The sequence below is a fragment of the Streptomyces sp. NPDC028419 genome, from assembly GCF_055565515.1.
Window position 1 is genome coordinate 101,520 of record NZ_JBVHUE010000032.1, and the last position, 12,840, is coordinate 114,359.

Consider the following 12,840-nt stretch of genomic DNA (forward strand, 5'->3'; position numbering starts at 1 on the left):
GATGGCTGGTGCGGAGTTGGCGCTACTGGCGGCGCAGGCGAGCAGCGCCCTGATCGCTGCCGCGGACACGGAGCTCTGGAACCAGATCCGCGACCGGTTCGCCCGCCTGTTGGGGCGCATGGACGCCGACCGCGAGCACCGGGAACTGGAGCGCCTGGAACGGACCGCCAACGAGCTGCGGGCCGTCCCTCCGGGCACGCCGGACCGGGACCTCGAAGAGTCCCGGCACGTCTGGAAGGACGTGTGGCAGGCGCGGCTGGAGAGCCTGCTGGAGGACCAGGACCCGGCCGACAGCGCCCTCTCGGTCACCGAGTTGCGCACCCTCCTGGCCGAGATCGGATCCACCTTCGTCTCCGGGACACACGTACAGCGGCCGGTCGTGGCGAACACCGGTCGCGTCGTGCTCAGCGGTGTGATCGTGGGTGACCAGCACCGCATCGCGGGCCCGTCCCGGGCCAGTTCCGAGGGGGGCGGCGGCGATGCCGGGCCGTCCATCGCGATCACCGGCGACGCCACGATCGTCCAGAGCTCCCACATCGGCGTGGTGACGCTCGGCGGGCACATCCGGCCGAGCTGGCCGCACCGGATCGGGCCGTTGCCCCGACGGGCCGACGCGTTCCGTCGTACGCGGACGGTCGGCGCCCTGGAGTCGGCCCTCGGGGCCTCGGGAACCGTCGTCCTGATGGGCCCCGCCGGCGTCGGCAAGACACAGGCCGCCGCCGACCTGGCGGCCCGGGTCCTCCCGGCGCGGGGCGCGGACCTGTTGGTGTGGCTGACCGCCGGCTCGCGGGCCTCCGTCGTCGCCGGATACGCGCAGGCGGCGGCCGACATCCTCGGCGACCGGGATCCGGACGCGGAGCTCGCGGCGCAGCGGTTCCTGGCCTGGCTGTCGAACCGGCCCGCCGGTGGTGTCCAGCAGTGCCGCTGGTTGGTCGTGCTGGACGACGTCGCGGACCCGGCGGACCTGCGCGGGCTGTGGCCTCCGGACCACCCGCAGGGCCGGGCTCTCGTCACCACGCGCATCCGGGACGCTTCGCTGTACGGCGGCGGCAACAGGGTCGTGCCGGCGGGGGTGTTCACCGAGGCGGAGTCCGTGGCCTACCTCACCGAGCGGCTCGCGGTCCACGACCGCCGGGAGGACAGCGCCGAGTTACGAGCCCTGGCGGCCGAACTCGACCACCTGCCACTGGCGTTGAGCCAGGCCGCCGCCTACCTCATCGACGCCGGCATGGACTGCGCGTACTACCGCCGTCGGCTCGCCGACCGGGCGACCGGCCTCGCCGACCTCACCCCCGCCTCCGGGATGCTGCCCGACGACCAGACGACCACCCTGGCCGCCGCCTGGTCCCTGTCGGTGGAGAGCGCCAACCAGATGCGGCCGGTCGGACTGGCCCGGCCCATGCTGCGGCTGCTGTCCCTGCTCGACCCGAACGGCGTTCCGGAGCCGGTCCTGACCGGCCCTCCCGCGCTGCGCTTCCTCGCCGCGCAGCGCACCACCGACCCGCCGCGGCAACGCGAGCCCGCTCCGCCGACCACCGACGAGGCGACCCTCGCCCTGCGGGCGCTGCACCGCTTCAGCCTGATCGACCACGACCCGGCCCAACCCGAACAGGCGGTGCGCGTCCTGGAGACCGTGCAGCGCACCACCCGCGAGTCGTTGACCGCCGACGAGCTCGACACCGCCGCCGTCGCGGCGGCCGACGCCCTGCTCGAAGCCTGGCCGCCGGTCGCCCGCGACAGCACGCTCGCCCAGGCGCTGCGGGCCAACGTCTCCGCACTCACCGACCACGCGCTCCGCTCCCTCTTCGGCGGCGGGCACGCCCACCCGGTCCTCTTCCGGGCCGGCGAGAGCCTCGGGGCGAGCGGGCAAGTGGGCGCCGCCTGGGGCTACTTCGACATGCTCGCCGCGGCCGGGGCCGAATTCCTCTCCCCAAGCCATGCCGACACCCTCGTCGCCTTCAGCCGTACGGCCTTCTGGCTCGGGGAGTCGGGGCGGATCCAGGAAGCCCTGGACGCCTACCGGCAGGTACTGGAGCGGCTCAGGGAGACGCTGGGGCCGGACCACCCCGAAACCCTCACCACCCGCGCCGAACTCGCCTGGTGGCAAGGGCACGCCGGCGATGTGACCGAAGCGGTCTCCGCCACCTCCGACCTGCTCGGCGACCTGTACCGCGTGATGGGGCCGGACCACCCCGCCACCCTCACCGCCCGGCACAACCTGGCCTGGTGGCGCGGCAAGGCGGGGTACATCGAGGAGGCCGCCACCACCACCGCCGAGCTGCTCGACGACTTCGTCCGAGTGCTCGGCCCCGACCACCCCGCCACCCTCACCGCCCGGCACAGCCTCGCCCAGTGGCGCGGCGAGGGCGGCGACGCCGCCGGCGCGGCCGCCGCGTACGAGGAGCTCCTCGACCTCATGCGCAGGGTGCTGGGCCCGGATCATCCGGCGACCCTCGCGGGACGGCACGACCTCGCGTGGTGGCGCGGCCAGGCCGGCGATGCCACGCGTGCGGCCGCCGCGTACGAGCAGGTGCTCGACGACCGGCTCAGAACCCTCGGCCCGGACCACCCCGACACCTTGGCCACCCGCGCCGACCTCGCCTGGTGGCGCGGTCAGGCCGGTGAGGCCGCGGCCGCGGCCGCCGCCTACGAGCACGTGCTCGACGACCGGATGCGGATCCTCGGACACGACCACCCCGACACGCTCGCCACCCGCGCCGACCTCGCGTACTGGCAGGCCATGGTCGGCCAGACGAGCGAGCGCGGCGGCAGCGGCGGCGCGGCCGGCAGTGCCGGACCGGGCGCGCCCGGTTGCCGGGTCGGGCTGACCCTCCTCGACGACGAGGACCCGGGCGTCGCGCGGCCCATCCGCATCGCCCTGCGCCTGCACCCCGACCCGGGGCACCCCTGGGCCGTGCCCGACGCCCGGCGCCTTCCGCCGCTGGAGGTGGTGGCGACCGCGCTCGGAGCGGCCCGCATCGAACCGACCCGGGTCCTCTACGACCAGGTCCACGACGTGGAGTTCACCTTCCTCGCGCGCCGTCCCGGCCGCCACGTCATCAGGTTCACGCTGTACGAACACGCCAGCGGAACCGCACTGCAACAGGTGGAGACCGAGTTGACCCTGACCGGGGCCGCGCAGGACGAGGAAGCGCTCGTACCGGCGCCCGAGCGACGCGGGCGGCAGTGAGTCGATGCCCACTCCCCTGCCCGTACGGGTGGTCCAGGACCCCAGCGACGGCTACCGACGGCTGCCCCACCTGGAGACCGTCGAGCCCGATCTCCGCATCAGCTTCGACCTGCTCGACGGCGGCCGCATCCAGGCCCGGATGTCCGGCCCCGCGCTACCCACCCTGCGCGGGGGCGAGCACAAGGTAGTGCTGTCCGCCAGTCCCGGGGACGTGCGCTCCTCCGCCGCCCGGTTGTGCCGCCGTTGGAACCAGGTCTTCGTCGACTACCAGCCCAAGGACTCCGAGGGCCGGCCGCTGGCCGATCGACGCCGCCCGTACGCGACGGCGGCCGATCTGCGCCACGAACCGGGCGACGAGCTCGCCGACACCGTGTCCCGCCTCACGGGCATGGGAGCATCGCTGCTCTTCGACGTGCTGCTCGGCGGGAACGACGAACGCGTCGAGATGTTCCGCAACTACCTCGCGATGATGCTGGCGGGCGAGGGGCTGCGGATCCGTTTCGACTCCCAGGACTTCCACCTGCCGTGGCCCATGCTGTGCGTGAAGCCGCACCACCTCGCCCACGCCCCCACCGGGGTCGCCACCCCGGCCGGTGAACTGGACGGACTCTTCTCCTTGTTCCTCGGCCACCGCCACCAGATCGAGCACACCGGCGACGCCTACCAGTGGCTGCGGCTGCCGCAGCCCACCGCCGCGGGTCCGATATCCGTGAGCCTGAACCACAACCCCACGATCGGCCCCAAGACCTGTGCCCACGCGGTCGCCGCCGCACTGACCGAGGGCAACCGGTGCGCGGTCCGCACCACGTACGCGGACCTCGTGCGCGACCTCGGCAGGCCGGACGTCGACGAGCAGTTGATGTACTTCTGGGGCCACGGCGGCTTCGAGGCGAACGGCACGCAGGCCCCCCATCTGGTCATCCGGCTGCACGACGAGATCCCCTTCGACGGGCAGACCGTGATCGAGGTCCGGGCCGAACACGGCACCGGGACCTTCCACCCCTTCGTACTCCTCAACGCCTGCCAGGCGGGCAACGTGGCCGCCGACGCCGACCGCTCCTTCCTCGGCCGGGTGCTGATCCACTACGGCGCGCAGGGTGTGCTCGGGCCGCAGATCGACATGCCGCAGGCGTTCGCCGCCGAGTACGCGCGGGCGTTCCTGCACCGCTTCCTGCGCGGTGGTCCCCAGGACACGGCGGGCCGGATCGTCTGGCAGCTGGCCCGGCACTTCGCCGCCGAGTATCGCAACCCGCTCGGCCTCGCCTACGCCCTGCACTGCGGCATGGACACGCGGATCCGTCTCCCCGAGGCGCACCGGGTGCCGGAGCCAGGACGTCCGGACGAGATCCGCGCCGCCGAGATCAGCGCCGCCGAGGGCCGGCCGGCCGGGAACCGCCCGGCCGGCAGAACGGAGCACGCATGACCCACCGCCGCACGCACGCCTCCACCGGGCCGGGAGCTGCCCCGATCTCGGCCGTCGACCTCGACGAGAGCGGTTGGCTGCTGGACGAGGACACCGGCGAACCGGTCGCCGAGCACCACCTGCGGACGTACTTCGCCGAGCGGCTGGCGCCACCGGCCTGGGCCACCGACATCGTGGTCTACGTCCACGGGTGGCAGACCCCGCCGCGGGCGGCCGCCCGCGCGGCCGCGCGGCTCCAGGCACTGGCGACGCGGGCCTTCGGCGCCGCCCCGTACCGCTATCCGTACGTCGCGGAAGCCGGTTTCCGCCCTTGGACGGTGGTGGTGCGCTGGCCGTCGTCCAGCCGTCCCGGCCGGACGGGCTACCACATGATCCGCGAACGCGCCCACGCGATGGGCGCCCGGGGCGGCACCGGGCACGCCGCGCACGTGCTCGGCCGACTGCTCGGCTACCTGGATGCGGAGCGCCCCGACCCGGGCGACTCTCCCGTCATGGCCAACCGCGAGGGCCAGTACCTGCACCTGGTGGGGCACTCCTTCGGCTGCCGCTTCCTGTGCGAAGCGGTGCAGTGGGCCGCGGAGGCCTCGCTCGGCGACACGCTGGGCTGGAGCCTGGCCGAGGAGCTGCCGTCCCGCCCGTTCACTGCCGACAGCATGCTGCTGTTCCAGATGGCCGCGCCACGGGACGCCTTCGGCTCCCTCTTCCCCGCCCTGTTGCCGGCCGCCACCGGCGAGCACGACGGGGCTCCCTTGCGCGGCCCGGTCGTGACGACGTACTCCCGTCACGACCGGGCGACCGGCTTCTGGCACCTACGGGCGGAACACGAGCGGGGCATCGGCCACAGCGGGATGGCTCCGGTCCCGCGGGAACCCTCCCGGATCCACCTGCTGCCGACGACTCACCGCTACCCGTTCGACGCGCTCGACCACCGGTTCGTCAGCGTCGACGCCTCCGCCTTCTACGTGCGCGGCAGGCACGTGAAGCTGGGCGGCGCCCACTCCGACCACCTGCGCCCCGAATCCGCGCACCTGCTGCTGTCCCTGGCGGACTGCTCCCGTTACCGCTGATCGCGCCTCTGCGCTCCGCTCCCCTCCTTCTTCGACTCCTCCTTCGACTCCTCCTTCGACGCGACCCGCCCGAGCGGCTCCGGGCCGACGGTCAGCGCGTCCTGGGCGGTCTGCCACGCGTCGTCCCCGGGGTAGAGCGTGCTGCGCAGGTAGGCCCAGGTGAGGCGTGCGACCGCGGCGACCCGTTCGGGGTTCTCGTCCGTGGTCTCGGCGACGTCGTATCCGGAGATCCCGCCGAGCCCGTGCTCCGCGCCGAACAGGGTGAGCAGCGAGGCGGGGCCCGGGGAGAGCACGTAGGGGTCGGTGTGCCAGGCGGGGCCGGCGACCGTGAGGAAGGCGGAGGCGTCCTGGTCTCCGGCGACCACGAGCGCGGGGGTCGTCATCGTGGAGAAGTCCGTGGTGAGGAAGAACGGGTAGTGCTCGACGGTGAAGTCGGTGAGGGCGTCCCCGCCGCGGCCGGGTGCGGCGAGCAGCACGCCCGCCGTGATCCGCGGATCGGCCAGGTCCACCTCGCTTCCGTCGTGCGGGTCGGTGAGCCGGGCGCCCAGCAGCAGGCTCGCGGTGTGGCCGCCCATCGAGTGCCCGGCCACGGCGATCCGGCTCCGGTCGAGACGCCCGAGCAGTTGCGGGACGGCGGCCTCGATCGCGTCCAGTCCGTCCAGGACGCGCTTCATGTCCTCGGCCCGGGTACGCCAGTGCGCTACGGGCACGGGCGCGCCGGGATCCGGGGTCAGCGTCCTGGAGTCCAGGTGCGTCGGCTGGATCACGACGAAACCGTGCGCCGCCCAGAAGTGCGCGAGCGGGGCGTAGCCGTTCAGGGAGGAGAGGTTGTTCGAGTGGCCGAGCCCGTGCGAGAGGAGGATGACCGGCAGTTCGCTCCCGGTCATCGGGGCGGAGACGCGGACCTGTAGGTCGACGGTGCGGCCGGGGGCCGGCAGCACCACCGGGGCGACCGAGAGGACGGGTGCGGGCGCCGCCCCGGCCGAGCCGAGGACGTCGTTCGTGCGTGCGGGAGTGCTCATGGTGAGCGTGCCTTTCGATGGACCCCTGCCGCCGGTCGTCGTACCCGGCCGGCGATGGGTAGGGCGGAGCGCCCGCCGTCAGCTAGGCTGAAAGCGGATCGTTGTTCCACTTACGATACGGATCACTGTTCCGTTTCGTCAATGACCCCTGGACGGAGTGCGTGATGGCCACTGTGGATCGGTCGGACCAGCCGGAGCGGCCGGACCGGATGGACCGGGCAGACCGGGCGGATCAGCCCAAAGGGGCGTCCGCGCGCAGCAAGAGGGCGGACGCGGTGCGCAACCAGCAGACGCTGCTCGATGCCGCCGCGGAGGTGTTCGTGACCTCGGGGATCGATGCGCCGATCCGGCAGATCGCGGCCCGGGCGGGCGTCGGGCTGGGCACGCTCTACCGCCACTTCCCGACCCGGGCGGACCTCGTCACCGCCGTGTACCGCCACCAGATCGAGGCGTGCGCCGAGGCGGGCCCGCGCCTCCTGGGCGAGGTCGCGTCCCCGTTCGAGGCGCTGCGCCGGTGGATCGACCTCTTCGTCGACTTCCTGGTCACCAAGCACGGACTCGCGGACGCCCTCCAGTCCGACAACGACCGCTTCACCGCGCTGCACACGCTCTTCCTCGACCGCTTGATGCCCGTCTGCGGCCACCTGCTCGACGCCGCGGCCGACGCCGGCGAGATCGAGCCCGGCATCCAGCCGTACGAACTCATGCGCGGCATCGGCAACCTGTGCATCGGGCAGGACGGCGATCCCCGCTACGCACCCCGCCGACTGATCGACCTGCTCCTACGGGGGCTGCGGCGACCGACGGGCGCCGGGAGCTGACGCCGGCGGCACCCCACGCGCCGGTCGCGCGGTGGGTGATGTGGCAGGATGCCGCGATGATCTCTTCCTCGGCCATACCGCACGTCGTTCCAGCAGGCCGTTTGGCCGACATGGAGCAGCCCGTCCTCGCGCTGGCCAGTGGCTGGCAGCTGCGTCCCTGGCGCCTCAGCGATGCCGATGCGCTGGTGGCGGCCGGTCAGGACGCGGCGATCCGCCAGTGGAACCGCCTGCTGGTCGGCTCCGCGGAAGAGGCGGGCACGAGGATCGAGCGCATGCGGCAGCGGTGGCGGGCCGAGCTCAGCGCGATCTGGGCCATCGCCCGGCCCGGCGGCGGGGCTGCGGGGCTGATCGGGTGGGGCGACATCGACCTGCAGGGCGGCAGCGCCGAGATCGTCTACTGGTTGCTGCCCGCGGCGCGCGGCGCGGGCGTCGCCGTGGAGGCGACGGAACGCGTCAGCCGGTGGGCGCTCGACGATCTCGGTCTGCATCGGCTGCGGTTGTGCCACGCGGTGGCCAACACGGCTTCCTGCCGCGTGGCGGACAGGGCCGGGTACTCCCTCGAAGGCACCCTGCGCAGTGCGTTGCTGCACGCCGACGGGTGGCACGACGAACATCTCCACGCCCTGGTCCAGGGCGACATCTGAGGCCGCGCCGGTGGGTCCGCCGCCACCAGGGGCGACGGCGCCCGCCCGGGTCGGGATCTGCTGCGGGCAGATCCCGACCCGGGCGCAACCACCGGGCGGAACTACGGGTGGGCGATCAGGCGAACCACTTCGGGTCGAGGGCGATGGCCTTGAGCTGCGCCATCGTCAAGAGGGGCTTGGCGCGGGTGGCCGCCTTGGCCTGGTCGCCGGTGTTGAAGGCCGACACGACCACGCGGCGCCCGTCCGGGCGCAACGTGTCGACGCTCCACCAGAGCACGCCCGAGCCGCCCTTCTCGCCCGACTTCTGCTCCGACAGCACCCGGGTGCCGTCGGGCAGGACGACGACGCTCGCGCCGTTGAAGCGGTCCTTGAGGGCGTCGCCCATGTCCTCTTGGACGTTGACCTGGACCAGCGAGGCGCCCTTGCCGTCATCGAGCACGAGCGAGCCGAAGCCGGGCTGCCCGGCCCTGCGCAGGACCTTGATGCCGGACTTCGGCACCAGGGATTCCAGGACCGCGACCGTGGGGCCGTAGTGGACGCTGTCCTCGTCCGAGTCGCCCCGGCCGGCGTCGCCCGGATCGGGCGTCTGGACCGTTCCGCCGGACGGCTGCGCAGCGCCGGCGGTGGAGCCGCCCGCACCCTTGGCCCGCTCGGGGGTCGAGCCGACGGTGGTGCCGGTGCTCGCGCCGGTGGAGGCGCCCGGGGCCGCCGCGGTTCCCGTATCGGTGGCGGAGGCCGTTCCCGACGGCGCCTGCTGGGGCGCGGGCAGCCGGCTGGCGACCTGGCGCCAGAGGGCCGAGGTGGTGAAGGCCTTCAACTGCGCCTTGGTCAGCGGCGGGTTGGTCCGGGAGACGGGCTGCCCCTTCTCCGCGGGGGCGTTCCACTCGGAGACGTCGACCTGGTAGCCCTCGCGGGTGACCAGGATCGCCCGCCAGAGCTTGGTGGGCTCGCGCTTGTCCGGGTACTCGTAGCCCTGGAAGATGTTCAACCTGCCGCCGTCCGGCAGCGTCTCGACGGTACAGGCGTCGTACGGGACCACCTTGCGGTCGGGGCACTTGAGCATGTCCTCGGCCGGCTGCCCGTGCGGGTCGGTGCGGGAGAGGCCGACGGCGATGGCCGCGCGGCCCTTGCCGTCGTCGTACACGCCGGCCACCGCCGCGTTCGGCGACGGGTCGGCGCCGCTCGGCACGGTCGCCGCGGTGTCGCTCACGCGGCCGTCCGTCAGCAACTGCCGGTAGATCTCGATCAGTCGGGCCGCGGTCACCCCGCCGCCCGGCTGTCCGGCGGTCGGGGAGGAGGCGGCGGCCGTCTGGGTGTTGGGGAGGGGAGCGGTGGCGACGTTCGGCCTGTTGTCGCTCGCGGTGCCGACGGCGATCAGGCCGCTCCCGTAGGCGCCGACGGATCCGACGACGGCCAGGGCCAGCGCCGAACCGCCGACGACGGAGGCCCGGCGACGCGCCAGCAGTCGGCGGCCGCGCCGCTCGCCGGCGGCCACCAAGTCCGGGCGACCGGGGACGAATCCGTCCCCCGCGCTCCGCAGGGCCGCGCCGAGCTCATCTTCAAAGGGCATGCCGAATCACCTTCCGGGTGGTAGTGGGCAAACACGCGCCGGTGTGGTCCGGCGGCGGACGTGACGGGATCGACGGGTGGCACATCGCGTAGGTGGGTCCCCCGTCCTCAGGTGGCCACGAACACGCTGAGGCTGCCGCCCAACTCCGCCCGGAGACGGGCGAGCGCGCGGGAGCTGCGCGTGCGCACCGCCGCCGAGGTGACGTTCATGGCTTCCGCGGTCTCCTCGACGCTGCGGTCCTCCCAGTACCGCAGCACGAGCACCGCCCGGTCCTTGGGGGCCAGGTGACCCAGGGCCTCCAGCAAGGTCAGCCGCAGGGCCGGATCGGCCCCGGCGACCGGGAGCGGCGTCGCACCGCCCGAGTCGGTCGGAACGGCGAAGGGCCGCTCCCCCGCGGAGCGCCGGCGCTTGTGTTTGAGGAACTCCCGCACCAGCACCGTCTGCGCGTACGCCGCCGGATTGTCGATACTGGAGGTCCGCCCCCAGATCAGGTACATCCGGCCCAGGGTTTCCTGCACGAGGTCCTCGGCGAGATGGGTGTCCCCACTCGCCAGCAGACAGGCCGACCGGTAAAGACTCCCCGCCCGGCCTTCCGCGAACTCGCGGAACCCCTCCCTGCGCACTTGCCGCATCCCCGTCCCCCCTCATTTCCGACTCACCCCATAGACGCGTCGGGAGGAGGGGAATGTTTCACCTCGTGGGAAGGGAATTAACGGAACTCAGGCGTCCAGCGACGGCACGCACCACGGGGCGGGTCGGCCCCGAGGGGAATCTTCGGGGCCGACCCTCAATCCCAGCGGCTCGGATCGTGGAGGGCCCGGGTCCACTGGGCCTCGAACTCCTCTTGGCCGATCACGAACGGCATCCACGCGGGGTCGTAGCGGTCCACCCACGGCGGGTTGAAGGGCCAGTCCTCCGGGGTGCTCCGATAGGCCGCTCCGTCCTCGGCCAGCTCGACCTGGCGGAGCCGACGACCGTCGGGGCCGACCTCCATCAGGTAGGTCATCGGGTCGTCGTCCTCGTCCCACCGGCGGCTCAGATAGAGCGGGTCCCGGCCGACCAAGGCGCCGAAGCCCGGCATACCGCGCTGGGCCTCTCGTTCGGCTCGGGCTTTGGCCAAGCCGGGCGGTGTGGCCGGTCCGTCGACGTCGGCCTCGTCGAGGCCCCAGGTCTCGGCCTCCGCGCGGGTGGCCCCGGCATGCACGACTTCCACATCGGCGAAGGTCTCCAGCACCTCCTGTTCGGACCGGGCGTGGACCCACCACCAGGTACCGCCCATGCCGTAGTCGTTCAGGACCAGAAAACGTGTCTTCGATACAGCGTCGGAACGGTCCACCCACACACCCTATGGCGTGCCTGCGGACCGGGGCGCGCCGCTGGGGCTACTCGGCGACCCGCACGGCTTCCGGGCCGGGCCCGAAGCCCTTGACGATCAACCGGCCGGCCAGCGCCAACTCCCAGGCGAACACCGGGAGCGCGGCCACCGACCCCGCCACGGAGAGCTGTGCGTAGGCCCCGAACATCACGGCGACGGCCGAGGCGCAGATCAGCGGACCGCCGATCAGCCCGAGCACGGCGACGAAGCGCGGAACGAGACGTGCGCGGTGGGCGAGGTAGGCGAGGAGGACCGTGTTCAGGCCGAGGGCGATGTTGGGGCCGAGCAGGAACGTCCAGTCGTGCACGGCCACCAGAGCGGCATCGGCGCCGGCGGCGCCGTCCGCCGCCCCCGCGTCCCGCCGCAGGGTGACGAGGGCCAGGACGCAGACGATCCCGAGCGCGATGACGGCCGCCTCCAACAGCCGCCCGAAGGCGTACCCGAGCGCGAGCCCCTCGCCGTGGCGCCGCAGGACGGGGAACAGCGCCGCCCCGGTGCCCGCCACCGCCACCACCAGCACCACCTCGCAGAGCACCCCGAGCAGTGCCCGCGTATCGGCGCCCTGGGAGAGGCGGCCGTCCACCGCACCCAGCAGGGGGCGGTAGAGAACCGCCCCCGCGATCGCGGCGACTTCGGTCAGCAGGAACAGCACCCCGGCTGCCGCCGCGGTTCTCCGGTCCGGACTCATCTTCTCGCTACCCCTCGCTCGATGGAGGTGTACGCCGTACACCTTCTGGCGACCATAGGTGTACGACGTACACTCGTCAAGGAGAAGGAGTTCGAGAAGCTGTCGAGAGGGAAGGAGCCCGGCCGAAGTGACCCGGCAGGAAGCCACGCACACGCAACGGGTCCCGCTGAACCGGGACCGCGTCCTGCGCGCCGCCGTCGCGCTCGCCGACACCATCGGCATCGAGGCGCTCAGCATGCGCAGGCTCGCGCAGGAGCTGGACGTCGTACCGATGGCCCTCTACAAGCACGTGGCGAACAAGGAGGAGCTGCTCGACGGCATGGCCGACGCGGTCGTCGGCGAGGTCGACCCGCCGGCCGTGGACCCCGACTGGCGGCGCGTCGTGCGCGACCGGATCCTCTCGGCCCGCCGAGCCCTGCTGCGTCACCCGTGGGCGGCTCGGGTCATCGAGTCACGGACCGGCCCCACCCCGGCCGTGCTCGCGTACCTGGACTCGATGGCCGGAACCTTCCGGAGCGGCGGCCTCTCGGCCGACCTCACGCACCACGTCATGCACGCGATGGGCAGCCGCCTGCTCGGCTTCAGCCAGGAACTGTTCGACACCTCGGCTTCCTCCGGACCTCCGGACCCCGCCCTGGCCGCGGCCTACCCGCACATCGCGGAACTGGCGTCGACGGCTGCGCACGACGGGGGCTCCACGGTCAGCGGCGGCTGCGACGACCAGTTCGAGTTCGAATTCGCCCTGGACCTCCTCCTGAACGGCTTCGAAACCCTCCGCCGCGAGGGCTGGACCTCCACCCGGACGCCCTAGGTGTATTGACCCGCAGGGTTGTTCACACGGCTGATGGGTGGGTTACCGTGGAGTGCGGTGTGGCAGCGGTGGTGGTTGTAGGTGTGGAGGAAGTCTGCCAGGGCTTCGGTCCGCTCCTGGTTTGAGGTGTAGGCCCGCAGATAGGCCCACTCCTCCAGGAGGGTGCGGTTGAAGCGTTCGACTTTGCCGTTGGTCTGGGGCCGGTAGGCGCGGGTGAGTTTGCCGGTGG

At 72.9% G+C, this 12,840-nt stretch carries 12 protein-coding genes; 6 read left to right on the plus strand and 6 right to left on the minus strand.

Features of this window, described 5'->3' with window-relative positions:
* The first annotated feature begins 1 nt into the window (after position 1).
* The 3 genes from ACZ4UB_RS30875 to ACZ4UB_RS30885 are packed head-to-tail and all read left to right on the plus strand — an operon-like array spanning position 2 to position 5,680.
* On the plus strand, positions 2-3,190 hold the full coding sequence (locus ACZ4UB_RS30875) for a tetratricopeptide repeat protein (RefSeq protein WP_468075227.1): 3,189 nt from the start codon (positions 2-4) through the stop codon (positions 3,188-3,190).
* A 4-nt stretch (positions 3,191-3,194) separates the two neighbouring features.
* A complete protein-coding gene (locus ACZ4UB_RS30880) occupies positions 3,195-4,613 on the plus strand; it encodes a CHAT domain-containing protein (RefSeq protein WP_468075229.1) in 1,419 nt (472 codons plus the stop codon).
* Entirely contained in the window at positions 4,610-5,680 is a 1,071-nt protein-coding gene (locus tag ACZ4UB_RS30885) for a hypothetical protein (protein WP_468075231.1), read from the plus strand. The genes ACZ4UB_RS30880 and ACZ4UB_RS30885 overlap by 4 nt, the downstream gene beginning before the upstream one ends.
* Here the strand turns inward: ACZ4UB_RS30885 and ACZ4UB_RS30890 are convergent.
* On the minus strand, positions 5,671-6,702 hold the full coding sequence (locus tag ACZ4UB_RS30890; RefSeq protein ID WP_468075233.1) for an alpha/beta hydrolase family protein: 1,032 nt from the start codon (positions 6,700-6,702) through the stop codon (positions 5,671-5,673). The genes ACZ4UB_RS30885 and ACZ4UB_RS30890 overlap by 10 nt on opposite strands.
* Before the next feature lie 209 nt (positions 6,703-6,911).
* Here ACZ4UB_RS30890 and ACZ4UB_RS30895 point away from each other — a divergent pair, with 209 nt between their 5' ends.
* Both ACZ4UB_RS30895 and ACZ4UB_RS30900 read left to right on the plus strand, forming a co-directional pair.
* Positions 6,912-7,523 (plus strand): TetR/AcrR family transcriptional regulator, encoded by a 612-nt coding sequence (locus ACZ4UB_RS30895; protein WP_468075254.1) that lies wholly within the window; start codon positions 6,912-6,914, stop codon positions 7,521-7,523.
* Positions 7,524-7,579: 56 nt separating this feature from the next.
* Positions 7,580-8,167: a GNAT family N-acetyltransferase gene (locus ACZ4UB_RS30900; protein ID WP_468075235.1), complete on the plus strand. Its 588-nt coding sequence runs from the start codon at positions 7,580-7,582 to the stop codon at positions 8,165-8,167.
* 115 nt (positions 8,168-8,282) lie between these two features.
* Here ACZ4UB_RS30900 and ACZ4UB_RS30905 read toward each other — a convergent pair whose 3' ends face one another.
* From ACZ4UB_RS30905 to ACZ4UB_RS30920, 4 genes are all read right to left on the minus strand, one after another.
* Positions 8,283-9,737, minus strand: coding sequence for a hypothetical protein (locus ACZ4UB_RS30905; protein WP_468075237.1), 1,455 nt, complete (start codon positions 9,735-9,737; stop codon positions 8,283-8,285).
* A gap of 107 nt (positions 9,738-9,844) precedes the next feature.
* Positions 9,845-10,369 (minus strand): SigE family RNA polymerase sigma factor, encoded by a 525-nt coding sequence (locus ACZ4UB_RS30910; protein WP_354382079.1) that lies wholly within the window; start codon positions 10,367-10,369, stop codon positions 9,845-9,847.
* A 155-nt stretch (positions 10,370-10,524) separates the two neighbouring features.
* The gene (locus ACZ4UB_RS30915; RefSeq protein ID WP_468075240.1) at positions 10,525-11,073 is read right to left on the minus strand and encodes a hypothetical protein; all 549 of its coding nucleotides are present in this window, start codon (positions 11,071-11,073) and stop codon (positions 10,525-10,527) included.
* Between the two features lie 46 nt (positions 11,074-11,119).
* Entirely contained in the window at positions 11,120-11,800 is a 681-nt protein-coding gene (locus ACZ4UB_RS30920) for a DUF4386 domain-containing protein (RefSeq protein WP_468075242.1), read from the minus strand.
* 127 nt (positions 11,801-11,927) lie between these two features.
* On the opposite strand from ACZ4UB_RS30920, the gene ACZ4UB_RS30925 reads away from it, so the two are divergent.
* A complete protein-coding gene (locus tag ACZ4UB_RS30925; RefSeq protein ID WP_468075244.1) occupies positions 11,928-12,611 on the plus strand; it encodes a TetR/AcrR family transcriptional regulator C-terminal domain-containing protein in 684 nt (227 codons plus the stop codon).
* Here ACZ4UB_RS30925 and ACZ4UB_RS30930 read toward each other — a convergent pair.
* The coding region (locus ACZ4UB_RS30930; RefSeq protein WP_468075246.1) for an integrase core domain-containing protein at positions 12,608-12,840 on the minus strand (233 nt) is incomplete at its 5' end. The two genes, ACZ4UB_RS30925 and ACZ4UB_RS30930, sit on opposite strands and share 4 nt — an antisense overlap.